The organism is Cellulomonas dongxiuzhuiae (assembly GCF_018623035.1).
In the GTDB taxonomy this organism is placed as follows: domain Bacteria; phylum Actinomycetota; class Actinomycetes; order Actinomycetales; family Cellulomonadaceae; genus Cellulomonas; species Cellulomonas dongxiuzhuiae.
Genome location: NZ_CP076023.1, coordinates 381369 through 403669, shown reverse-complemented (window position 1 = coordinate 403669; position 22301 = coordinate 381369). Strand labels below are relative to the sequence as shown.

General features: G+C 72.5%; 23 protein-coding genes and 1 pseudogene. 17 read left to right on the top strand and 7 right to left on the bottom strand.

The genetic code is table 11. From position 1 onward, the window contains the following. The first annotated feature begins 57 nt into the window (after nucleotides 1-57). The 9 genes and pseudogenes from KKR89_RS01945 to KKR89_RS01905 form a co-directional block, all read left to right on the top strand. Nucleotides 58-537, top strand: coding sequence for a GNAT family N-acetyltransferase (locus tag KKR89_RS01945; protein WP_243883155.1), 480 nt, complete (start codon nucleotides 58-60; stop codon nucleotides 535-537). Nucleotides 538-689: 152 nt separating this feature from the next. Beyond that, entirely contained in the window at nucleotides 690-1541 is an 852-nt protein-coding gene (locus KKR89_RS01940; RefSeq protein ID WP_208197025.1) for a PHP domain-containing protein, read from the top strand. Nucleotides 1542-1888: 347 nt separating this feature from the next. Continuing rightward, nucleotides 1889-2089 (top strand): GNAT family N-acetyltransferase, encoded by a 201-nt coding sequence (locus tag KKR89_RS01935; RefSeq protein ID WP_214765660.1) that lies wholly within the window; start codon nucleotides 1889-1891, stop codon nucleotides 2087-2089. A gap of 266 nt (nucleotides 2090-2355) precedes the next feature. Then, on the top strand, nucleotides 2356-4944 hold the full coding sequence (locus KKR89_RS01930; RefSeq protein WP_208197023.1) for a molybdopterin oxidoreductase family protein: 2589 nt from the start codon (nucleotides 2356-2358) through the stop codon (nucleotides 4942-4944). A 1-nt stretch (nucleotide 4945) separates the two neighbouring features. Further along, entirely contained in the window at nucleotides 4946-7450 is a 2505-nt protein-coding gene (nirB, locus tag KKR89_RS01925; RefSeq protein WP_208197022.1) for a nitrite reductase large subunit NirB, read from the top strand. 59 nt (nucleotides 7451-7509) lie between these two features. After that, nucleotides 7510-7860 carry a Rieske (2Fe-2S) protein gene (locus tag KKR89_RS01920; RefSeq protein ID WP_208197021.1) on the top strand — a complete coding sequence of 117 codons (351 nt, stop codon included), beginning with the start codon at nucleotides 7510-7512 and terminating at the stop codon, nucleotides 7858-7860. A 47-nt stretch (nucleotides 7861-7907) separates the two neighbouring features. Beyond that, a complete protein-coding gene (locus KKR89_RS01915) occupies nucleotides 7908-8123 on the top strand; it encodes a hypothetical protein (RefSeq protein WP_208197020.1) in 216 nt (71 codons plus the stop codon). 228 nt (nucleotides 8124-8351) lie between these two features. Then, a complete protein-coding gene (locus tag KKR89_RS01910; RefSeq protein WP_208197019.1) occupies nucleotides 8352-9044 on the top strand; it encodes a DUF2510 domain-containing protein in 693 nt (230 codons plus the stop codon). Between the two features lie 286 nt (nucleotides 9045-9330). After that, nucleotides 9331-9684: pseudogene (locus tag KKR89_RS01905) on the top strand (phosphotransferase); the annotation flags it as partial. 3 nt (nucleotides 9685-9687) lie between these two features. Here KKR89_RS01905 and KKR89_RS01900 read toward each other — a convergent pair. Then, nucleotides 9688-10302, bottom strand: a complete 615-nt coding sequence (locus KKR89_RS01900) for a histidine phosphatase family protein (protein ID WP_208197018.1) — start codon at nucleotides 10300-10302, stop codon at nucleotides 9688-9690. Between the two features lie 281 nt (nucleotides 10303-10583). Beyond that, on the bottom strand, nucleotides 10584-11057 hold the full coding sequence (locus tag KKR89_RS01895; protein ID WP_208197017.1) for a nitroreductase/quinone reductase family protein: 474 nt from the start codon (nucleotides 11055-11057) through the stop codon (nucleotides 10584-10586). A 226-nt stretch (nucleotides 11058-11283) separates the two neighbouring features. Between KKR89_RS01895 and KKR89_RS01890 the strand changes: the two genes are divergently transcribed. The 4 genes from KKR89_RS01890 (at nucleotide 11284) to KKR89_RS01875 (ending at nucleotide 15008) form a co-directional block, all read left to right on the top strand. After that, complete coding sequence (locus KKR89_RS01890; RefSeq protein ID WP_208197016.1) at nucleotides 11284-11709, top strand: MarR family winged helix-turn-helix transcriptional regulator; 426 nt, start codon at nucleotides 11284-11286, stop codon at nucleotides 11707-11709. Nucleotides 11710-11860: 151 nt separating this feature from the next. After that, nucleotides 11861-12496: a fasciclin domain-containing protein gene (locus KKR89_RS01885; RefSeq protein WP_208197015.1), complete on the top strand. Its 636-nt coding sequence runs from the start codon at nucleotides 11861-11863 to the stop codon at nucleotides 12494-12496. 48 nt (nucleotides 12497-12544) lie between these two features. After that, complete coding sequence (locus tag KKR89_RS01880; protein WP_208197014.1) at nucleotides 12545-12685, top strand: hypothetical protein; 141 nt, start codon at nucleotides 12545-12547, stop codon at nucleotides 12683-12685. A gap of 208 nt (nucleotides 12686-12893) precedes the next feature. Then, nucleotides 12894-15008, top strand: coding sequence for a hypothetical protein (locus KKR89_RS01875; protein ID WP_208197013.1), 2115 nt, complete (start codon nucleotides 12894-12896; stop codon nucleotides 15006-15008). Nucleotides 15009-15119: 111 nt separating this feature from the next. Here KKR89_RS01875 and KKR89_RS01870 read toward each other — a convergent pair whose 3' ends face one another. Beyond that, the gene (locus KKR89_RS01870) at nucleotides 15120-15827 is read right to left on the bottom strand and encodes a DUF72 domain-containing protein (protein ID WP_208197012.1); all 708 of its coding nucleotides are present in this window, start codon (nucleotides 15825-15827) and stop codon (nucleotides 15120-15122) included. Nucleotides 15828-16024: 197 nt separating this feature from the next. Between KKR89_RS01870 and KKR89_RS01865 the strand changes: the two genes are divergently transcribed. Continuing rightward, nucleotides 16025-16414, top strand: a complete 390-nt coding sequence (locus KKR89_RS01865; protein ID WP_208197011.1) for a VOC family protein — start codon at nucleotides 16025-16027, stop codon at nucleotides 16412-16414. A 144-nt stretch (nucleotides 16415-16558) separates the two neighbouring features. Here the strand turns inward: KKR89_RS01865 and KKR89_RS01860 are convergent, their stop codons facing one another. The 3 genes from KKR89_RS01860 to KKR89_RS01850 form a co-directional block, all read right to left on the bottom strand. Further along, nucleotides 16559-17221, bottom strand: a complete 663-nt coding sequence (locus KKR89_RS01860; RefSeq protein WP_208197010.1) for a histidine phosphatase family protein — start codon at nucleotides 17219-17221, stop codon at nucleotides 16559-16561. Between the two features lie 128 nt (nucleotides 17222-17349). Then, nucleotides 17350-17691, bottom strand: coding sequence for a YciI family protein (locus KKR89_RS01855; RefSeq protein ID WP_208197009.1), 342 nt, complete (start codon nucleotides 17689-17691; stop codon nucleotides 17350-17352). Nucleotides 17692-17803: 112 nt separating this feature from the next. Next, entirely contained in the window at nucleotides 17804-18802 is a 999-nt protein-coding gene (locus tag KKR89_RS01850) for an NAD-dependent epimerase/dehydratase family protein (RefSeq protein ID WP_208197008.1), read from the bottom strand. 371 nt (nucleotides 18803-19173) lie between these two features. Here KKR89_RS01850 and KKR89_RS01845 point away from each other — a divergent pair, with 371 nt between their 5' ends. After that, nucleotides 19174-19839 carry a GNAT family N-acetyltransferase gene (locus KKR89_RS01845; RefSeq protein WP_251140970.1) on the top strand — a complete coding sequence of 222 codons (666 nt, stop codon included), beginning with the start codon at nucleotides 19174-19176 and terminating at the stop codon, nucleotides 19837-19839. Between the two features lie 40 nt (nucleotides 19840-19879). Here the strand turns inward: KKR89_RS01845 and KKR89_RS01840 are convergent, their stop codons facing one another. After that, nucleotides 19880-21172: an MFS transporter gene (locus tag KKR89_RS01840; RefSeq protein ID WP_208197006.1), complete on the bottom strand. Its 1293-nt coding sequence runs from the start codon at nucleotides 21170-21172 to the stop codon at nucleotides 19880-19882. A 56-nt stretch (nucleotides 21173-21228) separates the two neighbouring features. Between KKR89_RS01840 and KKR89_RS01835 the strand changes: the two genes are divergently transcribed. Beyond that, nucleotides 21229-21780, top strand: a complete 552-nt coding sequence (locus KKR89_RS01835; protein WP_208197005.1) for a CGNR zinc finger domain-containing protein — start codon at nucleotides 21229-21231, stop codon at nucleotides 21778-21780. A 55-nt stretch (nucleotides 21781-21835) separates the two neighbouring features. After that, on the top strand, nucleotides 21836-22231 hold the full coding sequence (locus tag KKR89_RS01830; protein ID WP_208197004.1) for a DUF6578 domain-containing protein: 396 nt from the start codon (nucleotides 21836-21838) through the stop codon (nucleotides 22229-22231). Nucleotides 22232-22301 lie beyond the last annotated feature (70 nt).

Here is a 22301-nt window from a genome sequence, read left to right as displayed (position 1 = left end):
CCGACCCCCACCAGGCCTGTGGGAACCAGCAGGCACCGTGCCAGGATCGCGTGCGTGATGCTCCGCGATGCGACCGGCGACGACGTCGACCTGCTCCATGACCTGCTCCTCGAGGCGTTCAACTGGGACGGGACGCAGCGGTTCACCCGAGCTGGGGTCATGGCGGACGCCCACACCGAGCGCTACCTCGGAGGATGGAAGCGCCCGGACGACTTCGGGCTCGTCGCCACCGACGACGACGGATCCCCGCTCGGGGCCGTCTGGGCGCGCGCCCTGCCCGCCGCCACGCCGGGCTACGGCTACGTGGCGGACGACGTCCCGGAGCTCGGCATGGCCGTCGCCCGCCCTCACCACGGCCGGGGCGTCGGCTCCGCGCTGCTTGCCGGATGCCTCGAGCAGGCCCGCGGCCTCGGGCGGAGGGCGTTGAGTCTGAGCGTCGAGGACGGGAACGTCGCCGCTCGCGCCCTCTACGCCCGGCACGGGTTCGTGGTGGTCGGCCGCAACGGGGGCTCCGACACGATGCTGCGCAAGCTCTGATGCCCTGACGGCGCCGGGAACGGGGCAAGTGATATCGATCGCGCCCGCCCTAGTCGTCCCTCCGCAGCTCGGTGCTGTCGCGGTGACAGGACCAGCGAGTTCCTCCACCCCCAGGGGCGCGCGTCCCCACGCCCCCTCCTAGGGTGACGCGCATGGCCCTCCCTGCCGACAGCCATGTCCACACCCAGCGGTCGTGGGACGCGCCGGACGGGTCGATGCACGCCACCTGCGAACGGGCGCTCGAGCTCGGCATGCAGGCCATCGCCTTCACCGAGCACCTCGACCACACGGCCTTCACCGTTGCCATGGAAGGTCTGGAACCAGGACACGTGCTGGTCCAGCTCGCAGAAGAAGGCGTCGTCACACCCCCCACCTTCGACGCTGCCGGCTACCTCGAGGAGATCGAGCGATGCCGCCACCGCTACCCAGGGCTGTGCATCCTCAGCGGCCTGGAGATCGGTGAACCGCACCGGCACGCCGACGCCGTCGCCGACGTCCTGGCCGTGGGCGACTTCGACCGGACGCTCGGCTCCCTGCACTGCCTGCCCGACGGGGACGGCCTGGCTGAACCGCCCGGCCTGTACCGGCACCGTGCCCCGGCGGACGTGATGCGCGCCTACCTCGCCGAGGTCGCGGTCATGGTGTCCGGCCCGCAGCGCTTCGAGGTGCTGGCCCACATCGACTACCCGGTCCGCACCTGGCCCAGCTCGGCAGCGCCCTTCGACCCCCTCGACTTCGAGGAGGAGTTCCGTCACGCACTGCGAGCCACAGCCCAGGCAGGGCGAGCGCTCGAGGTCAGCACCCGCGTGCCGCTCCATCCTCACGTACTGCAGTGGTGGCACGACGAGGGTGGCCACGCCATCACGTTCGGCAGCGACGCGCACGACCCCGACTGGATCGCCCGCGGCTTCCGCGACGCGACACACCTCGCCGAAGCGACGGGGTTCAACCCCGGACGCGACCCGGCCCACTTCTGGACGCGTTCCAGCAGAGCGCGACGCTGAACCGCCCTCGGCGAGCAACGACCGCTCGCACGCCTCCGCAGCTCAGCGAGACGAGGCCGCTTCGAGGGTCGCAGCCATGGGGTCAGCGAGCAGACGTCGAGGGGAGGCCGTCGAGGAATGCGCTGAGGTCCTGCGGAGTGCGGTAAAGGTGTCCGCTCATGCCGAGCGCGACCGCGGCTTGCACGTTGGGGGCTGACCGTGGGTGACGGGTCAGACGTCGGTGCGCAGGTGTACGTGCAGGTGCATGTCGTGATGTCCGTCGGCGTGGAGCGCGTGGCACGTCCTACGCCCTCGGAGCGACAGCCGAGCAGGGCGGCGGCGCGGCACGACGCAGGCTTGCGGACGGAGTGCTCGAGCGCGCGGCGATTGAACGCGAGGTCCGTACCGTGCGCCTGACGATCAGTCCGGGCAACACCGCCTCCGAGCGGCTCGCATCCGTGTACGGCTTCGTGCCGGTCGGCGAGCAGTGGGACGACGAGGACGGGCGCGAGATCATCTACGAGCTCGGTGTCGGCAGCGCCGGTCGGAGAACTCCTGCCGTCCCGTGAAGAGCCACTCGCGCTCTGACGCTTCCCTGGGGATCCTGACACGAAGGTGAGACCGCGTCGCTTCGCGCTCCGCTGGGTGCGCATGCCAAAGAGTCGCGGGACCAGGTCCGCCAGTTGGTCGAATCACCACGTGCTGCGTGCGGTGCGCACGCCCCCGTGCCCGCGATCCCGTGTCACGCACGTGTCGTCAGACCTGTGCGCTCGTCGAAACGAGGCAGTTACCCGGCGGCAGGCCGTGCGTAACCGGGGCATCACACCATCGAGTGATGGGGCCAGAGCTCGCGTCGCCGACGGTCGTGCCGGGCTCCGACACGGCCCGGACCGTCGCGACGCACTGCCCCTACTGCGCACTGCAGTGCGGCATGCAGCTGCACGTCACGCACCGCTCGGGGCACGAGCGGCCCGACGTGCGGCTCACGCCGTCGGACTTCCCGACGAACCGGGGCGGCCTGTGCGCCAAGGGCTGGTCGGCGGCCGACCTGCTCGCGCATCCCGAGCGGCTCACGACCCCGCTGGTACGCACGCGCGCCGGCGACCGCTCCTCGGCGCTGCGGCCGGCGACGTGGGACGAGGCGCTCGACGCCGTGGCCGCGGCCGTCCGAGCGACGCAGCGACGGTACGGCCGGGACGCGGTCGGGTGCTTCGGCGGGGGCGGGCTGACCAACGAGAAGGCCTACCTGCTGGGCAAGTTCGCCCGGACGGTGCTGCGGACGCGCTCGATCGACTACAACGGCCGCTGGTGCATGTCGTCGGCCGCGGCTGCCGCCACCCGCACGTTCGGGATCGACCGCGGGCTGCCGTTCCCCGTCGCGGACCTGGCCCTGGCCGACGTGCTGCTCCTCGTGGGCGCCAACCCGGCGGAGACGATGCCGCCGCTCATGCAGCACCTCGAGGCAGGCCGCGAGCGCGGTGCCCGGCACGTGGTCGTCGACCCGCGCACCACGGCGACAGCGCGCACGGCGCACCTGCACCTTCAGCCGCGCCCGGGGACCGATGCCGCCCTGGCCAACGGTCTGCTGCACGTGGTGGCGCGCAGGGGCTGGGTGGACGAGGAGTACGTCGCGACGAGGACGGCGGGGTTCGAGACGGTCCGCGAGGCGGTGACCGGCTACTGGCCGGACCGCGTCGAGCGGATCACCGGCATCCCCGCCCGTGACCTGGAGGCCGTCGGGGAGATGCTGGGGACGGCAGCGACGGCGATGGTGCTCACGGCACGCGGCGCCGAGCAGCACGCGTCGGGGACGGCCACGGCACAGGCGTTCATCAACCTCGCCCTCGCGCTCGGACTGCCCGGCCGTCCGGGTTCGGGCTACGGGACCCTCACGGGTCAGGGCAACGGGCAGGGCGGACGCGAGCACGGGCAGAAGGCGGACCAGCTGCCCGGGTACCGCAAGATCACCGACCTCGCCGACCGCGCCCACGTCGCGGGCGTGTGGGGCGTCGACCCGACGCGCCTGCCGGGCCCGGGGGTGTCCGCCACGGAGATGCTGCGTGCCCTCGGGACCCCCGGCGGGGTGCGGACGCTGCTGCTGCTCGCGTCGAACGTCAGCGTCTCCGCGCCCGACGCCGGCCGGGTCACCGACCGGCTCGACGCCCTCGACTTCCTGGTCGTCGCGGACCTGTTCCTCTCCGAGTCGGCGGCCCGGGCGGACGTGGTGCTGCCCGTCGCGATGTGGGCCGAGGAGGACGGCACGGTGACCAACCTGGAAGGACGGGTGCTGCGACGTCGCCGGGCGGTCGACCCGCCGCCCGGCGTGCGGACCGACCTGGACGTCCTCATGGGCGTCGCCGAGCGGCTCGGGCACGGGGGCCTCATGACGACCGATGCGGCCGCCGCCTTCGACGAGCTGGGCCGCGCCAGCTCCGGCGGCGTGGCGGACTACGGCGGCATCACCTACGACCGCATCGAGGACGAGCAGGGCGTGTTCTGGCCGTGCACCGATGCCGAGCACCCGGGCACACCCCGGCTGTTCGGGACGCGGTTCGCACATCCCGACGGGCTGGCCCGGTTCTACCGCGGCGAGTACCGCGACGCGGCCGAGCGCACCGACGCCGAGTTCCCGTATGTGCTGACCACCGGGCGCCTGATGCGGCAGTACCAGAGCGGCACGCAGACCCGCCGGGTCTCGGCGCTCACCGGTGACGAGGTGGGTCCCGACGGGTCCGTGGTCCCGCACGCCGAGCTGCACCCCGACCTGGCGCGCCTGTGCGGCGTCGGCGACGGCGAAGCGGTCCAGCTGCGGACCCGCCGGGGCACCGCGGTGTTCCGGGCGCGGCTCACGACGGGCATCCGTACCGACACGGTGTTCGTGCCCTTCCACTGGGGTGGCCCGTCCCGCGCCAACACGCTGACCGACGACGCCCTCGACCCGATCTCCCGCATGCCGGCGTTCAAGGCGTGCGCCGTGGCCGTCACCTCCCTCGCCGCACCCGCCACACCACCGACCGGTTCGCCTGCGGAGCACGTCCGTGCGCCGTGGCCGCCGGCCCGACCGAAGGGGCTCGCCTTGGACAGTCACCCGACCTTCCTGCAGGGCGTCTACGCGCTGACCGGGAAAGGACTCGCCGCACCGACCTTGATCGACCCGAGCCTGTCGTACACCGTGCCGGACGGCGCGGTGGCCCAGACGGTGTACTTCCGGGGTGGCAACAGTGCCAACGAGCTCGTCGTCGTCGTGCTGGTCCGCGACGGCGTGCCGATGCGGTACTTCCCCATCGGCGCCAAGGGCGACGTGCACGTGCCGCTGCGCGTGGTGGAGGACCTCGAGCCCGGCACCACCCTCGAGGTGCATGCGGCCGGCGCGGCGGGGGTCTCCGGGGTCGTCGTCATCGACCTCGGCCTCGTGGAGGTGTGAGGTGACCCGGCGCCGGCGCGGGGACGACGGTCGGCGCGACCTCGTCGTCGTGGGCAACGGCATGGCGGGTGCGCGCGCCGTGGAGGAGATCCTCGAGCGCGGCGGCGCCTCGCAGTTCCGGATCACGATGTTCGGCGAGGAGCCGTACGGCAACTACAACCGCATCATGCTCTCGAACGTCCTGGCCGGCCTCGAGAGCGAGGACGCGATCTTCCTCAACTCGATGGCCTGGTACGACGAGAACGAGATCACGCTGCACGCCGGCGTGCGGGTGGCGCGCATCGACCGGCACGCCCGCACCGTCCGCGCCGACGACGGCAGCCGCACACCGTACGACGCGCTCGTCATGGCGACCGGCAGCAGCGCGTTCGTCCCCGACATCCCTGGCATGCGCACGGCCGGGCGCGGCTTCCACCAGGGCGTGTTCCGGTTCCGCACACTGGACGACACCCGCGCGATGATCCGGTACGCGCGCACCCACAAGCAGGCGGTCGTCATCGGCGGCGGCCTGCTCGGTCTCGAGGCGGCCCGCGGGCTGCAGACCCACGGTGTCGACGTCACGGTCGTGCACGGCCCCGGTCACCTGATGAACCAGCAGCTCGACCCCGCGGGCGGGTACGTCCTGCGGCGCGGCGTCGAGGCTCTCGGGATCTCGGTGGTGACGTCGGCCCGGACGGTCAAGGTGCTCGGGGAGACGGAGATCACGGGTGTGCAGCTGGGCGACGGACGCGTCCTGCCGTGCGACATGGTCGTGGTGGCGGCCGGCATCCGGGCCAACTCGTCGATCGCGGCCGCCAGCGGGTTCCTGGTGGAGCGTGGCATCGTCGTCGACGACCAGATGCACGCGCTCGACGACCAGGGCACGCCCGACCCGACCGTGTTCGCCGTCGGTGAGTGCGTGCAGCACCGGGACCAGGTCTACGGTCTCGTCGCGCCGCTGTGGGAGCAGGCGCGGGTCCTCGCGGACGTGCTCACGGGCACCGACCCGTCGGCGCAGTACCACGGCTCCCGCACCGCCACGAAGCTGAAGGTCGCGGGCATCGACGTCGCGTCGATGGGCATCACGGCGCCCGAGCGTCCCGACGACGACCACATCGTCATCTCCGAGCCGCGACGCGGGCTGTACAAGAGCGTGGTGGTCCGCGACGACCGCCTGGTCGGTGCGACGCTCGTCGGCGACCTCGAGAAGGTCGCTCCCCTCATCCAGGCGTTCGACCGCGGTTCGCCGTTGCCCGAGGACCGGATCGCGCTGCTGTTCGACCTGGGCACGGCGCCCGCCGCGGTGGGCGTGGCCGAGCTTCCCGACGAGACCACCGTGTGCAACTGCAACGGCGTGAGCAAGGGGACGATCGCGGCGTGCGTCCGCGGCGGAGTCGCTTCCGTCACGGGCGTCATGGACGCGACCCGCGCAGGCAAGGGCTGCGGGTCCTGCAAGACGCTCGTGGGGCAGGTCGTGGAGTGGGCGGCGGGCGGCACGCTCGAGGTCGACGAGTCCGCCTCCTGGTACGTACCCGGCGTCCCCTACGCCAAGGCCGAGCTCGTGGCGCTCATCCGCGAGCAGGAGCTGCGCTCGGTGTCGGCCGTGTTCGCGGCGCTCGCGCCCGGCGGCGTCGAGGACGCGAAGTCGAAGATGGGACTGAGCTCGTTGCTGCGCACCCTCTGGGGCGCGGCGGTCGTCGACGAGCGCGACGGGCGCTTCATCAACGACCGGGTGCACGCCAACATCCAGCGTGACGGCACGTTCTCGGTGGTCCCGCAGATGAAGGGCGGGGTCACGTCGGCCGACCAGCTGCGCCGCATCGCCGACGTCGCGGACAAGCACAGGATCCCGCTGATCAAGCTCACCGGTGGCCAGCGGATCGACCTGCTCGGCGTGCCCAAGCAGGATCTGCCGAAGGTCTGGGCGGACCTCGACATGCCGTCCGGGTACGCGTACGGGAAGTCCTTCCGGACGGTCAAGACGTGCGTCGGCAGCGACTTCTGCCGGTTCGGGCTCGGCGACTCGACCGCGCTCGGCATCGCGATCGAGACCCGGTACCAGGGACTGGATAGCCCGGCCAAGATCAAGCTCGCCGTGTCGGGCTGTCCGCGCAACTGCGCGGAGTCCTACGTCAAGGACGTCGGGGTCGTGGCCGTCGACGGTGGTCGCTGGGAGATCTGGGTGGGCGGCGCCGCCGGTGCGCACATCCGCAAGGGTGACCTGCTCACGACGGTCGACACCCCGCAGGAGGTCATGACGCTCACCGGTCGTTTCATCCAGTACTACCGCGAGACGGCGAACTGGCTCGAGCGGACCTACGCGTGGGTGCCCCGGCTCGGGATCGAGCACGTGCGTGCGGTCGTGGTGGACGACAGCGAGGGGATCGCAGCGGAGCTCGACGCCGCCGTGCAGGCCTCCGTGGACGCCTACAGCGATCCGTGGAAGGAGCGCGACGACCCCGCTGAACCCGGCCAGTTCCGCACCGCGCTGCCGCTGACCGTCCTGCCGCAGGTCCCGGTCCGATGAGTGCAGGGAGGGACGCACGGGCCGTCGGCGGCGAGCCCGGTGCGGGTCCGCTCGACACCGTGAGCGGACCACCCGCACCGCGCGTCACGACCGCCGGCGGCGGCGGGCCACATGTGGTGGGACCGCTGTCCGAGATCCCGCTCGGCGAGGGACGCGCCTACGCGGTCGGCGGTCGGCAGGTGGCGGTCTTCCGACTGCGCAGCGGCGCCCTGCGCGCGCTCGACGCGGTGTGCCCGCACCGGGGCGGTCCGCTGGCCGACGGGCAGATCGACGCCGACGTCGTCGTCTGCCCGCTGCATGCGCACGTCTTCGACCTGGGCAGCGGTGCATGCGGCTCCGGGCAGAGCGACGTGGCGTCCTACGCGGTCCACCTCGAGGGCGACCAGGTGGTCGTGGTACTGCCCGTCTAGAGGATGGCGCTGAGCAACCAGCGGCCGACCGTCTCCGCGTTCGGGCGGTGCTCGGATCGTTCGCGACCGCCCCGGTGCGCGCGCAGATCGGCTATCGACGGACCATCGTCGTCAGCCTGCTGACCGGTGCGGGCTCGCTGCTGGCTCTCTCGGGCACGACGAGCGGCCCGATCGCCGCCGGAGTCCTTGCGATCTACATCCTTCACGCCGTGGTGTGGAGCATCTGTGCCACCTCACTGCGGCAGCGAGTTCCACACTCCTGACGACCACCGCGTGCGGGATGGCGTCCGACGAGGACGCCAGGTCCGAAGGACCCGCGCCGCGAGGCGCAGAGACCGGTCGCGCAGCGGTGTGCCCAGCGAACTCACCACCTTGGACCGGCTCAAGTCGTGGCGTTCCAGGCCGATGAAGGACCATACGGTCCTCCTTCCGCTTGGGGGTGGCACGGCACAATCAACGCCCGCCCGCGCGGACGCAGGAGGACTTGCACCATGAGCACGCCAGCAGCCGGCTTCTACCCGGATCCCACCCCCGGCGCAGCCCCCGGGCAGATGCGGTACTTCGACGGGACGAGCTGGACAGAGCAGGTGCAGGCGGCTCCGCCCGCAGCGCCGTGGGCGGGAGCTCCGGCGCCGCAGGCCGACGCGGTTGCCCCTGCGGCCCCTCTCGCGGGCGGGCAGCCGCCCAAGCGCCGCGTCGGACGGGTCATCGCCATCGTTCTCGGCTCCGTGGTAGCACTCTTTGTCCTCATGATCGCGTTTGGCGCGGCCCTGGGCGGCTCGTCGGACACCAACGACGTAGGAGCTACCCCCTCAGCCGAGGCTGATGCTCCTCGCCCGTCTCCGGAGGAGGAGCCGGCCGCTGAGGCAGAGGCACTTCCCGCGCAGTCGGCAGCGGGAATGACCTGTGATGCCCTCATCCCCGAGGTCATCGCGCTGTCCGCCTCGGAGAAGAGCGGGTTGGTACCGCAGATCATCGCGATCTACGACCCCGTCGTCGCGGTGGACAACATGCAGGCATACACGGACCGCAACCTCCCCATTCCCGCTGGGCAGCACCAGGTCTCCGTGCTGACGTGCACGGGAACGGCGTCGGCGTCGGACCTCAACGACTACCCGATCACCTTCTCTGCCCTGGTCGACGCCAACGACCAGTTGTTCGTCTCCTACGAGGACGTGTCCTGAGCAACTGAGGAGCTCCACCGGATCCGCAGGGCGAACGCTGATATGAGCACGGGCGACAACAGGGCCGGGAAGCGCTTGCTCCTGCTACTGGTGCCCGTCGCCGTCCTCGTGTTGTGCGCCACCACGCCTGACCGGTGCCCACAGTGAGGGCTGAGCCGGGCGTCGGCGGAAGATCCACCGCAGGGTGTCGGTGTAGCCGACCGAGTGGCGCCCCTGACAGCGGTGTAGCCACGGGGCGTGTCCGCCTGCGCCCGTCTGGGACGACGCCGTCGCGGCCCCCTCATGGGAGGGCCCGTCGGTGTGGGTGCACGGTGATCTGCACCCGGCGAACGTCGTCGTCGCGGACGGCACGCTGGCCGGCGTCGTGGACTTCGGCGACCTGTTCGCCGGCGACCCGGCGTGGGACCTGGCGGCAGCCTGGCTGCTGCTGCCGGCGGGCGTGACCGCACGGCTCTTCGCCGCCTACGCGCAGGCCGACGAGGCGACCATCCGACGTGCCCGCGGACTGGCCGCTCTGAAGAGCCTCTTCCTGATGCTGATGGGCCAGAACGGGGACCGCGGCCTGCCCGGTGGGAAGCCGACGTGGGGGCCGGCGGGACGCGCGGCGCTCGACCGGGTGCTGAGCGAACGCCTGCCCTGAGCCTCAGCGCGGGGGCAGGCTGGCGGGCTCGCCGAGCGTGGTCAGGGTCCCGGTCGCGACCTGCACCCGGTACACCACGCCCTGCGGGTGGCTGCCCGCCAGAGCGGTCGCGATGTCGACCCGTCGCAGGTGGTGCAGGAGCAACCTGCCGATCATCTCGTGGGAGACCAGCAGCGGATGCTGCGCGCCGGACGACGCGACGCGGGCCAGGGCCTGCGCCGCGCGCGGGACGGCGTCCTCGTAGCTCTCGCCGCCGGGGAACTGCCAGCGGTACTTGTCCTCGCCGCGCCGGGCGAGCTCGCCGGGGAACGCGTGCTCCATCTCCGGCAGCGTCATCCCGGCCATCGACCCGTGGTGCAGTTCCGCGAGCTCGTCCAGCGGGGTCACGGGCAGCCCGAGCCGGTCACCGCACACCTGCGCCGTTGCCGCCGCCCGTCCCTGCGGGCTGCAGAAGACGGCGTCGACAGGCTCGTCCGCGACCAGCGAGGCCACCGTCTGCGCCTGCACGCGCCCGAGGTCCGTCAGCGGTGAGTCGAGCTGGCCCTGCCAGCGATGCTGGACGTTCCACTCCGTCTGGCCGTGCCGCGCCAGGTACACCGACTGCAGGGAAGGCCACATGGCGCGTCAGTGTGCCAGGGCCACCGGACGAGGCACAGTCGTTTTCGTCAAGAACTCACGGGGACGAGGGGCTCTCGGCAGCAGTCTCGAGGTGAGGGCGCAGGTCCGCGAGTACGCCGGCCACGCCGTCGGGGTCGCCGCGGTAGCGCACGGTCTTGCCTGCCCGCACGTGAGGTCACCACGCCGCGGCACATCGCACCGCCTCCTGGTCGAACGCGCCAAGTTCGCTTCGGGGCAGCTGTTCGACCCGCGCTGACCCCGGACGGGATGACGGCCGCCGATCAGGGATGCGCCGCGGCGGGCCGGTGTACGGCGGGACGCGTCTCGAAGACGGCGACCTCGTCGGCGGCTGCGGCGAACTGGGCAGGTTCGGCGCCCTCGACGATTCCGAGGCGGATGAAGAACTGGACGCCGTGGGGCACCTCGGTCGGGAAGGCGGCCATGACGCGCCTGCGAACGGCGGGGTCGGTGACCTCGACCAGGTCGACGTCCTCGTGCGCGCGTCCTCGCGTGAGGCGACCGTGACCGGCGGCGCGGGCGTTCCTGGCCCAGCTCGAGTCGGCGAGCCCGGCGATGACGTAGCGGCGACCGTCGACGATGAGCGGTGAGACGGGCGTCGACCGCGGTTCGCCGGTGGTGCGGCCGGGGATCGTGATGATGTGGATGGTCCCGAGGGGCACGCCGACCCGGTGCAGGAGCTTCACGAGGCGGTTGGCGGGCTTCAACCATCTGGGCAAGGTGCCGGTGTCGGACATGGGGTGGCTCCCTTCCGGGGCGGGCTCGCGGGCGAGACCGCGTGCAGCGTCGGCGATGACGAGCGCGTGGTGGCCGGGGTGACGTCGACCGCCACGGTCCTGTTCCCGGCACGTCGCCGGGGGAACTGGGCTTTCCCGGTAAGGTTCGACCCGGGATCATCCCGACTCGGGACGGAACCTCACCGGGATAGTCCCGTAATGGAGAGATTAGCGGCGGAGGTGGAAGATGTCGAGCCCGAACGGCGACCGGATCCGCAGGGCGTTCCAGGGCGCGCTGGTGAACGCGGTCCTCGGGAACGAGCGCATCGCGCGCGAGCTCGACCTGCTCGTCACCGACCTCCAGACGCTGCACCTGCTCGTGCTGCGTGAGGACGTCCGCACGCCCAAGCAGCTCAGCCGGACCACGGGACTGCCGACGAGCACCGTGACACGCGTGCTCGACCGCCTGGAGTCCGCGGGCTACGTCCGCCGTGTGCGCGACCCCCAGGACCGGCGCCGCATCAACATCGAGCTCGTCGCCGAGATGATCGAGCCGATCATCGGCCGCTACGACCAGTACACGCAGAGCCTCGAACGGACGGACGCCGAGTTCAGCGAGGACGAGCTCGGGGTCGTCGCCCGCTACCTCGAACGGACTGCTTCCACCTTCTGAGGCACGGCCGTGGCGCATCGCACCGTCGAAGATCGGACGGCGTCGGGTGCATCCAAGAACGCTCCTCGAGGGGAAGAAGGAGCAGGGCGTCGACGACGAGGCCCTGCGGTGCGCACCGCGTGCCGCCCGATCTCCCGCAAGGAGTCGTTCCATGAGGATCCGTCGTCTCGCAGCATCCCTGGCCGTCACCGCCCTCGCCGGCGGCGCAGTCGTCGGGCTCGCACCCGCCGCGTCCGCCGCCGGCACCACCAGCCTCGCCTCGGTGCTCGCCGCCGACGGCGCGGGGTTCGACCGCAACTGGTACGACTACGACATCGTCGACAACGCAGTGACTGCCGTGCTCGCCGCCAAGCCCGGCAGCCCGGTCGCCGTGCTCGCGGACGGCACGGTCCCGCTCACCGCGTTCCTGCCGAACGACCGCGCGTTCCAGGTGCTCACGCAGGACCTGACGCACCGCTGGTACGGCTCGGAGGAGAAGGTGTTCGGGGCCCTCGCGCAGGCGGTGGGCATCGACGCGATCGAGCAGGTGCTGCTCTACCACGTCGTGCCCGGCGCCACGATCGACTCCGCCACCGCGCTGGCCTCCGACGGGGCCGCGCTGACCACCGCCCAGGGCGGCACCTTCACGGTCGACGTCCTGTCGAAGCGGATCCCGCTCGTCGTGCTGCGCGACGCCGACCGCAACGACGTGAACCCGCTGCTGGTGCGCAGCCAGCTCGACATCAACGTCGGCAACGCGCAGATCGCGCACGGGATCTCGTTCGTCCTGCGTCCGCTCGACCTGTGACGCCCCGGCGCCCGCCCGGCCCCGACCGGGCGGGCGCCGTCAGCGCCGATGTCCTGGCGGTTCGGGCACAACGGGCTGGTGCAGGTCGACGGGCGCGACCGGCGCGTGAGATCGACGGGCGCCGCCGAGGTGGTCGCCTGGTACGCCGAGCTCGCCGCCCCCGCGGTGCCAGGACGGCGATGGTCGTGAGCACCATCGGCCGGCAGACGCTCGCCCCGACGGACTGACCGGCGTCGGGGCCCTCGGGCGTCCCGACGGCCGGCAGCCGCTCACCCGGGCTACCCCGACGACGCCCACCGCTACTCCGTCTCTGCCCCTTGGCGCACCGCCCGGCTCGCCCTCCCGCCCGCCGTTACGGCTAGCGTGGAGCACATCCGCCCGTCCGCGAGCGGTGCCGGTGCCGAGTCCCTCGGAGGTCGAGATGGCGCTGTGCGTGCCGAGGATCGTCGGACCGGTCTCGGGCTGGACCAGCTCGCTGCTGATCGAGGGCGCGGTGGCGGGCGCCACCGTGGTGGTGCGGGACGGCAGCCCGACCGGCCCGGACCTCGTCAAGTCGTCGGTGGGCGGGGGACGCGACCGCGTGCCGCTGCTGCCCGGTGTGCAGCTCTCGCCGGGCCGGGCCCTCTTCGTCGCCCAGATCGACGCGTTCGACACCAGCCCGTGGACGTCCCCGCACCTCGCGGAGGTGGTCGGCCCGCCGCCCGTGGACTGGGCGAAGGTGCCGCCGCCGTGGTTCCGCAGCCAGGTGTTCGCCTGCGGCCGCGCGGTCTGGGTCGAGGGATGCGTGCCCGGGGCCCAGGTCAGCATCTCGGTCGGTGCCCTCCCGCTCGGACAGGCCGTCGCCGACGAGGGCCGTGCGCGAGCGAGGCTCGGCACCGGGTTCCCCGCGGGGCTCGTCGCCCGCGCGACGCTGTCGGCGCCCCCCGGGGCCCCGGGGATCGTCGGTGCACCCGTGAGCACCACGACGCCGGTCCGCGCACTTCCGGTGCCGAGCGGGGCGGAACTGCCTGCGGTCGTCGTGGGACCGCCTCGCCCCGAGGGGTGCGACACGTCGATCGTGGTCGCGGGCGTCGTCGACGGCGCCGAGGTGACGGTGGACCGGGCCGACGAGGGCATCGTCGAGGTCGCGCTGTTCGATCTCGACAGCCTGAGCCTGCGGCTCGGCACTCCGCTGGATCCGCGCGGCGGCCGGCTCACCGTCGCACAGGCGGTGTCCGCCCGGTGCGAGGTGCGGCCCTCGCCACCGGTGACGGTGGAGTGGGGTCCCGCGACGCAGCCGCCCACGCCGACGCCGCGACCTCCCTGCGGCGGGTCCCCGTTCCTGTACGTGGAGAACCTCAAGGGCGGCGCCGCCCTGACGATCGACGTCGGCGGGACGGTGTTCCGCACGGTCGTGCCCCCCGCCACGACCGCGACGGTCTTCGAGGTCGCGCCGATGGCCGAGGGGGTGACCGTCTCGGTCACGCAGCAGGCGTGCGGCCTGGCGAGCCAACCGGGTGTGACGACGGTCGGTCCCGGGATGGTGTCACAGCCGCCGACGGTCGCCGGGCCGCTGCTGCGGTGCGCCCGCGTGGTGCGCGTGACGGGGGTGACGCCGGGTGCCCTGGTGAGGGTCCACGCGCGCGGGGTCGCCGGGTCGTCGCCGATCAGCCCGTGGGTGTGGACGGGCTCCACCAGCGTCGCGATCGAGGTCAGCCCGTCGCTCGTCGAGGACGACGAGGTGTCCGCGGAGCAGACGGTCTGCGGTGGTGGACCTGTCACGTCCGACCGGCCCGAGGTGGTCCAGGCGCTCCCCGACCTGCTGCCGGTCGAGATCGCCTTCGCGTTCGCGACCCAGCGCTCCGTCACGGTCGTGGCCCTGCCGGGCGCTCTCGTGCGGGTGTTCCGCAGGGTGACCGGCGAGGAGATCGGCTGGGGCCTGGTCGATCCCGAGAACGACCGGGTCCGGGTCGACGCGCCGCTGGTCGAGGGTGAGGTCCTGTTCGCCGTCCAGCACCTGTGCAACCAACGCTCGGAGGACGGGCCGGACCACCGGGTCCGGCCCGGGAGGAGGACGTTCCTGCTGCCGCAGCCGAAGACGTGGCCCGTGACGAGCGAGCCGGTCGGGCACGACGTGACGTGGCGGGAGTGCGCGCTCGAGTGCCGCATCGACGGCGTGTACACGCTGCGCGGCCTGTTCGAGAACACGGCTGAGGGGTCCAGCGCCGACATCGACGCGAGCGTCCGGCTCACCCACCCGTCGGGCTGGCAGCTCGAGCGGACGATGACCCTGCTGCTGGCGGCCGACAACGACAGCAACGCCTCCAACGACCTGCTCAAGCAGAAGGGCTACACGTCGATGGTCGACCGGACGTGGCCGGGGTTGGAGCCGACGTTCCGCCGCCCCGACGTCTGGAGCCTGGTTCTCGACGCCACCGCCACGTTCCAGTGGCTCGTCGCGCTGTCGACGTTCCCGGAGAGCGAGGCGGACGACGTCGACGAGGACAAGGACCCGCCGCCCCCGAGCCCCTAGGTCTTCTGACGCATGACGCCGGTGATGCCTGCGCGCAGGCGTGAGGCGGGAGTCGGTCGCCGACGGGGACGGAAGCGCGCCCGCCTCGGCGTCGGCCAGCACCTTGCGTGATCAGAGCAGTGCGAGGAACCGCTCCGCATCGCCGACGCGGGGGAGGTTGTTGAACATGACGTAGGGCGCCGGTCGTCCGTCGACCATGTCCCGCAGCCGGCGCAGCTCGTCATCGGAGTGGACGTGCCGCGAGCCCGTCGTACCGTGCAGACGGTAGTAGGTCTGCTCGGGCGTCACGGTCTCGGTCTGCATCGGGTCGACGACGTGCACGAGATCCAGCTCGGCGCACAGCTCCGCGAGCAGTTGCGTGGGCCACTCACCTCGAGGTTCCCACAGCAGCCGCGCCGTCGGCCGCTCCACCTGCGCCATGAAGCTGCGCAGCCGTCCGACGTTGTCAGCCGTCGGGCGAAAGCTCTTCGGACACTGCAGCAGGACGGCGGTGGCCTGCAGGATCCGGGCGCACTCGAGGGTCCGCTGCCATCCCGCGAGGACCGGCGGCGTGGTGCGGAATGCTCCGACCTGGCCACGTGCGCTGTCCGGTAGAGGCTGCTTCATCCGCCGGTAGGTGGGGCTGTTGGACTCGTGGGTGACGATCTGCCACGCCTTGATCGTGAACTCGAAACCGGCCGGCACCTGGGCTCGCCAGCGCATCAGCACGGCGTCGGACGGCGGTTCGTAGAACGTGTGCTGCACCTCGACGACGGGGAAGCGACGTACGTACGACGCCTGGGAGACGGTCCAACCACACAGCCCTACGCGAACACCCATCTGCCTAGCCGTCCCAGGTGCAGCGCGGTCGAACCGACGCCGTGCGCAGCATGATCCGGTTGGCCATGCAGCCGATCCTCCCAGGAAGAACACCTGCGAAGCGGTTCCGCAAGAACCGTGGTCGCGCCGCGACGTCGGCGACCTCCCTCTGGACCGTGTGCCCAGGCGCGCGCGACCATCGAGCGGAGGTGATGCTCATGGCCACCCTGGGCCACGGCAAGATCTGCCACGTCGAGCTGCCGGCGGACGACCCGCAGAAGGCCGCAGAGTTCTACGCCCGCGTCTTCGGCTGGAAGGTGCGCGCCGAGCACGGCACCTACTTCTTCGAGGACTCGACCGACGAGGTCAGCGGCCACTGGGTCCCCCACCGCGAGCCGACCCCGCCCGGGATGCTCGTGTACATCTGGGTCGATGACCTTGCCGCGGCCGTCCTGCGCGTCAGGGCCGAGGGGTGCGAGATCGTCCAGCCGGTCGGAGGGGATCCGGGTGAGCTGACCGCTCGATTCCGCGACCCCGGTGGGAGCGTCGTGGGCCTCTATCAGGAACCCCGGACGCCCGCAGACGAGCGATCGGATCCCGCGCGCTGACTGACGCTGCGGCGATGGCGACCGGGTGAGCGAACCTTCTGATGGGATGTCTAGGCGAAGCGGATCGCGATGCCCGGATGGTCGAGCTCAGCCACCCAGCGGGCGACAGCGAGGAGTGGCCGGCAGGCAACGGCGTGCGCGCCGTCACGCGTCGAGTGGCTCGCCGGTCGGATCGTCGCCCGCGTCGTCGCGCAGCGTCGGGCCGCCCAGAGGGTCGGTCGACCACGCGACGAGCCGCCATCCGCCGGCCGGGTCGCCGTCGATCTCGATCGCACCGGTGTTGTCCAGCGAGGTCCGCTCGACGTCGTCGACGTCGAGACCCGCGACACGGGCGGCCGCCCAGCACCGGATCGCGGCTCCGTGCGAGACCACGACCGCGGTGCTCCCGCCCGCGGAGACGACCTGCGCGACGGCGTCGTCGAACCGCGCCAGGAACGTCGCACCGTCGGGCCCGCCCGGCATGCGCCGGTGCGTGTCGCCGCGCGCCCAGGCGAACACCGTCGAGATGTAGGCCTGGTGCGCCTCGTGACCGCTGGACATCTCCAGGTCGCCGGCGTCCACCTCCCGCAGCCCGTCGTAGGTCGTCGGCGCGAGGTTCAGCCGATCCGCGAGCGGGGCCGCGGTGAGCGCCGTGCGCAGCAGGGTCGAGATCGCGATCGCGTCGATGCGGCGGCCCTCCAGCGCCGCCGGTACCGCAGCGGCCTGGCGCTCGCCCAGCGCGGTGAGCCCCGGGCCCGGGATGGCGGTGTCGACGAGTCCTCGCACGTTCGACTGGGTCTGGCCGTGCCGCAGCAGCAAGAGACGCATGCGGCATTGTCACCGCCGGGCCGTCGGGTCCCGACCGCGGTTGCCCGCCGCACAGCGCGTCGTCGGACCGTCCGCCACCCCTGTCACCCACAGGTCAGCCCGATGACGCCGCCCGGAGGTTCGCGGACCTACCGGATGACGCGGACCTCCTGGGGCCAGCCGCACCCCTCGGCGACCCTGCCCGCCCACAGCTTGGCCGTCTCCAGGTCGGGCACGTCGATGATCGTGATCCCGCCCAGCTGCTCGACGGTCTCGGCGTAGGGACCGTCGGTGATCGACAGGGTCCCGCTCGTCGCGTCGGCGCTGAACGCGTCGGCCAGGTCCTCCTCGAGCCCACCGGCGAAGACCAGGACGCCGGCGGCCTCCATGTCACGGACGACCGCCGTGCTGGGCTCCACGCGGCTCCGGAACCACTCGGCCGGGTGGTCGCCCACCCACTGCTGGTGGAAGTAGATGGCGTACTGCGTCATGACGCTCCTCCTGCGTGGTCGCCCCGTGTGGCCTGCCACCACTGTGACGGGCGGGACCCGCCGGATTCGACAGGTCAGCCCTCGGCGCCCGCCGGTACGCCCGCGCAGGCCGTCACAGGGGGCGGGGTCGGTAGGCCTCCAGCAGGCGCTCCGTGAGGGCCTCGAACTGCGGGTCGACCACCCGGCGCGCGGGGTCGGCGTCGTGCCAGGCGACGATCTCGCGGGCGCCCTGCGCGAACGGGATGCGGGGCGAGAACTGCGGGACCAGCCGCCGGATCTTCGAGTTGTCGAAGATCATCGTGTGCGCCTTGTCGCCGAGGATCCCGGCGCCGAGCTCGGGGTCGGCGGCAGCGATCGCGTCGGACGCGACGTGCACGAGCCGCGGCTCGTCGACGCCGGCAGCCCGGGCCATCGCGCGGAAGATCTGGTCCCACGACGGCGCCTCGTCGCCGGTGATGTGGAACGCCTCGCCGATCGCCTCCTCGCGCCCCAGCAGCCCGACCAGCCCCACCGCGACGTCGGCGCTGTGCGTGATCGTCCACCGCGACGTCCCGTCCCCGGGCACGACGACCTCCAGGCCGCGGCGCATCCGGTCGACGACCGTCCAGCCCCCGTCCATCGGGACGAGCGTGGCGTCGTAGGTGTGCGACGGGCGCACGATCGTCATCGGCAGGCCGGTGTCGCGGTACGCGCGGACGAGCAGGTCCTCGCACGCGATCTTGTTCCGGGAGTACTGCCAGAACGGGTTGCGCAGCGGCGTCGACTCGACGACGGGCAGGTGCGTCGGAGGCGTCTGGTAGGCCGACGCGGAGCTGATGAACACGTACTGCCCGGTGCGGCCGGTGAACAGGTCGAGGTCGGCCTGGACGTGCTCGGGGGTGAACGCCGTGAACTCCACGACGGCGTCGAACTCCAGGTCACCCAGCGCGGCGCGCACGGACTCCGGGTCCCGGACGTCGGCGTGCAGCACGCGAGCACCGTCGGGCACCGCCCGCGTCGACGACCGCCCCCGGTTGAGCAGAGTGACCTCGACGCCCTCGGCGACCGCCCGCCGGGCCGCCTCCGTGCTGATGATGCCGGTCCCGCCGATGAACAACGCGCGCAGTGCCATGGCCCGCAGGATACGGAACAGCGTGGCCCCACGCGTCCGGGACGGGGAAGAGGGGCGGTCGGCACCCTGCCGCACGCCTTGGTCGTGAACTGGGTGGTGCACCGCGATACGGCGTGCGCCGGTCGGCGTCGAGCCGGTTGGATCCACGCATGAGCATCGTGATGACGACCCCGGGGATCCATGAGCTTCGCGAGGTCGCTCAGGTCCTCCAGGGATGGCAGCACGACGGGGGGCCGCTCCACCTCCACCCCGGCGACCTGGGCTGGCACTCGATGAAGGGTGCTGCGGCCACGGCCGCCGCCTTGCGGCTCTGGTCGCGCGACGGAAGGGGTGTCGCGGTCGGCCTCCTGGACGGCCCACAGCTGTTGCGGATGGCCTTCGCTCCCGACCTCGAGGACGACGAGGAGGTGGCCCGCCGGGTCGTCACGGACGCCGGCGACCCGGCGCGCGGTGTCCTGGCTGCGGGCAGCGCGACCATCGAGGCTCGAGGCGCTCCGTGCTTCTCACGGCTGCTCGCCCGGCACGGGTGGCAGCCGGACGAGCTGTGGACGCCGATGCACCGGGACCTCTCCTCGCCCGTCGGGGACCTCGGGGCGCGCGTGGAGACCATCGGTCCCGACCGTGCGGGCGTCTGGTTGGAGGTCCACTGGTCGGCGTTCCGCGGCGCGCCCTTCACCGAGACCGATCGCCGGCGCCTGGTCGACAGGTGGCTCGACATGGCGGCGGGCCCCTTCTCCGCCGGGTCGCGATTCCTCGCCGCCTTCGACCCGCTCGGCAACGCCGTAGCTGCGGCCGCGGTGTGGTCGGCCGGCCCGGGCCGGCCCGGCCTGGTCGAACCCATGGGAGTGCACCGGGACCACCGGGGCCGCGGCTACGGGACGGCCATCACCTGTGCGGCAGCAAGCGCGCTGCGGACGATGGGGGCGTCCAGCGCGATCGTGTGCGCCGAGAGCTCCAACGTCGGCGCCGTGTCCACCTACACCGCGGCCGGGTTCATCGCCGAGCAGGAGGTTGCCGACCTCCAGCGGGTCGCGTGACGCGGGCCGGCTCACCGGGTCCGTCGTCCGAGCACAGGCGTCATACCGTGTCGCTCTCGGCAAGGGCCCCTGCCGCCTGAACCTCCCCGGGGACGACCTCCTCGATCCGGCGCATCCGCCTGACCGGGGAGGCGACGACGGGCAGGCTCGCGAGGGCCATCGGGACGGCGCCGATCACGGCGGCGAGCCACGGGCCGAGGCTGGTCACCAGGACGCCGCCGACGAGCGCCCCGATGGACAGGCTGCCCCACGACGCGAGGCGGTAGGTGGCATTGACGCGACCGCGGAGCTCCGGCACCACGGCGAGCTGGCGCAGGCTGACGGCCTGGGAGTTGGCGACGCCGATCCCGACGCCGGACACCACGAAGGCCACGGTGAGGCCGGCGAGCGCCGGCCAGCTCGGCTCCCGGACGCCGACGACCCCCGCGAGGGGAGCGGTGTTCCCGACCAGCATCGCCACGACGAGGGAGCGCCCGTACCCGAACCGGAGGGTCAGTCGCTGGCTGAGGGCGCTGCCGACGGCCGCGCCGACACCCACCGCCATGATCACGGTGCCGAGGACGACGGGCCCCCACCCGAACGTCTGCAGCACCAGGACCGTCACGGCGAGCAGAAGGATCTCGTTGCCGAAGTTCCACAGGCCCGCTTCGGCGACCAGCGCGCGCAGGATCCGGTGCTGCGACAGCGCGGCCAGGCCGACCTTCAGCTCGGCGAGCGCGGTACCGCGCGGAGCCCTCGGACGCCGGGACTCGGGCACCCGGACCCGTCCCAGCAGCGCGCCCGAGAGCAGGTATCCGAGGGCGTTCAGGGCGATCGCGACCGGGGCGGTCAGGGCCTGCACCAGCAGGCCACCCGCCCCCGAACCGGCGACGCCGATGACGGACTGGGTGGCGGTGATGCGGGCGTTCGCGTCGATCAGCGCGCGGTCCTCGACCACGAGCGGCAGGAAGGAGAAGTCCGCCAAGGTGTAGAGCACGGTGAGCGACCCGATCAGCGCGGCCGCGACGACGAGCATCGGCACCGTGAGCTGGCCGCTCACCGCCAGGACGCACACCGCGACAAGGAGCAGGCCGCGGGCGAGGTCGGCGCCGATCATCAGGGGCCGTCGCCGCACGCGGTCGACGAGCACACCCAGGGCGAGCGTGAGGACGAGGTACGGCGTCAGCAGCGCGGCCCGGACGAACGAGAGCTCGGAGGCGGAGGCTCCCAACGTCACCACCGCGAGGACCGGGACCGCCAGCTCGCCGATCTCCGCCCCGAGGGCCGAGGCCGCCCCCGCGCCCCAGACGCGCCGGAACGCCGGGACCCGCCACGCGTTGGTAACCGTCGTCATGCGTATCAAGGTTAGGGAGCAACCGTCGTCGCTGCAATGGCGGTTAGGGTTCCGGTATGGCCACGTCCTCTCCCGTCACACCTGCTCCGGGTGAGCTCGAGATCGTGCGCGCGTTCGTCAACACCCTCGACATCGAGTCGGGAGTGGACCTGATGCGCGATCCGGACGCGTGGGCCTCGTGGGCGGGCGAGCACGGGCTCGCCTCCCAGGCGACTGCCGCCGACCTCCACTTCGGCCGAGGGCTCCGTGAGGCGCTGCGCGCGGCCCTGCTCGCCAACCACGACCGCGCGCCGCTGCCGCCCGCGACGATCGAGGCCCTCGACGCCGCCGCGACCCGCTCCCGGCTGGCGGTGCGTTTCACGTCCGACGGACCGACCCTCCGACCCGTCGGGACAGGCGCCGACGCCGTCTACGGACGGATCGTGTCGGCGGTCGCGGCATCCCTCGCCGACGGGACCTGGTCACGCCTCAAGGTCTGCGCCGCAGACGACTGCCGCTGGGGCTTCTACGACACGTCCCGCTCCCGCACCGGCCAGTGGTGCTCGATGAGCATCTGCGGCAACCGCGCGAAGCAGGCCCGCTGGCGCGACCGCACCGGTCGCGCCTGAGAGCGTCCCGGCACGTCGCACGCCTCCGTGCCGGCCGCGGCCCGGACACTGAGGCATGAGCGTCTCGGTCTGGGTCGACGGCTGGCAGCTGCAGTGCTGCGGCCGGCCCTTCGGCGTGGGTGAGGAGGTCACGTGGCGCTGCGCCGACCCTGACCTCCGGTGGCTCGAGTCCGTGCTCCCGCGCGACGTCGCACATCGCATCTCGTACGCCGAGGAGCATCACGACGAGGCGCTGGTCGACCGTGCGGTGCTACGGGGGACCGTGGTGGCGATCCACGCCGCCTTCGCCCGGTACACGCGGCTCGACGCCGATGACCGCACGCTTCACGCCGTGTCCGGCTCGGGCCTGCTGCGCGCGGTGCGCCGGGCGGACGGGAACGAGGGCGGGGAGACGGACGCACGCTTCAACGGCTACGTCGTCGAGGTGGACGTGCTGCCGGCGCCCGCCTGACGCACGCGGATCCGCCTCCTGCCGGACAGCTCGACGACCGTGAGCCGGGCCGGCCGCGACCGTCGGTGAA

Bases quoted from the DNA above. Each gene is read 5' to 3' on its own strand.
- KKR89_RS01945 (WP_243883155.1), top strand. From the start codon at position 58: ATGCTCCGCGATGCGACCGGCGACGACGTCGACCTGCTCCATGACCTG.
- KKR89_RS01940 (WP_208197025.1), top strand. From the start codon at position 690: ATGGCCCTCCCTGCCGACAGCCATGTCCACACCCAGCGGTCGTGGGAC.
- KKR89_RS01930 (WP_208197023.1), top strand. From the start codon at position 2,356: ATGGGGCCAGAGCTCGCGTCGCCGACGGTCGTGCCGGGCTCCGACACG.
- KKR89_RS01910 (WP_208197019.1), top strand. From the start codon at position 8,352: ATGAGCACGCCAGCAGCCGGCTTCTACCCGGATCCCACCCCCGGCGCA.
- KKR89_RS01900 (WP_208197018.1), bottom strand. From the start codon at position 10,302: ATGTGGCCTTCCCTGCAGTCGGTGTACCTGGCGCGGCACGGCCAGACG.
- KKR89_RS01895 (WP_208197017.1), bottom strand. From the start codon at position 11,057: ATGTCCGACACCGGCACCTTGCCCAGATGGTTGAAGCCCGCCAACCGC.
- KKR89_RS01890 (WP_208197016.1), top strand. From the start codon at position 11,284: ATGTCGAGCCCGAACGGCGACCGGATCCGCAGGGCGTTCCAGGGCGCG.
- KKR89_RS01885 (WP_208197015.1), top strand. From the start codon at position 11,861: ATGAGGATCCGTCGTCTCGCAGCATCCCTGGCCGTCACCGCCCTCGCC.
- KKR89_RS01880 (WP_208197014.1), top strand. From the start codon at position 12,545: ATGTCCTGGCGGTTCGGGCACAACGGGCTGGTGCAGGTCGACGGGCGC.
- KKR89_RS01870 (WP_208197012.1), bottom strand. From the start codon at position 15,827: ATGGGTGTTCGCGTAGGGCTGTGTGGTTGGACCGTCTCCCAGGCGTCG.
- KKR89_RS01865 (WP_208197011.1), top strand. From the start codon at position 16,025: ATGGCCACCCTGGGCCACGGCAAGATCTGCCACGTCGAGCTGCCGGCG.
- KKR89_RS01860 (WP_208197010.1), bottom strand. From the start codon at position 17,221: ATGCGTCTCTTGCTGCTGCGGCACGGCCAGACCCAGTCGAACGTGCGA.
- KKR89_RS01855 (WP_208197009.1), bottom strand. From the start codon at position 17,691: ATGACGCAGTACGCCATCTACTTCCACCAGCAGTGGGTGGGCGACCAC.
- KKR89_RS01850 (WP_208197008.1), bottom strand. From the start codon at position 18,802: ATGGCACTGCGCGCGTTGTTCATCGGCGGGACCGGCATCATCAGCACG.
- KKR89_RS01845 (WP_251140970.1), top strand. From the start codon at position 19,174: ATGGCCTTCGCTCCCGACCTCGAGGACGACGAGGAGGTGGCCCGCCGG.
- KKR89_RS01840 (WP_208197006.1), bottom strand. From the start codon at position 21,172: ATGACGACGGTTACCAACGCGTGGCGGGTCCCGGCGTTCCGGCGCGTC.
- KKR89_RS01835 (WP_208197005.1), top strand. From the start codon at position 21,229: ATGGCCACGTCCTCTCCCGTCACACCTGCTCCGGGTGAGCTCGAGATC.
- KKR89_RS01830 (WP_208197004.1), top strand. From the start codon at position 21,836: ATGAGCGTCTCGGTCTGGGTCGACGGCTGGCAGCTGCAGTGCTGCGGC.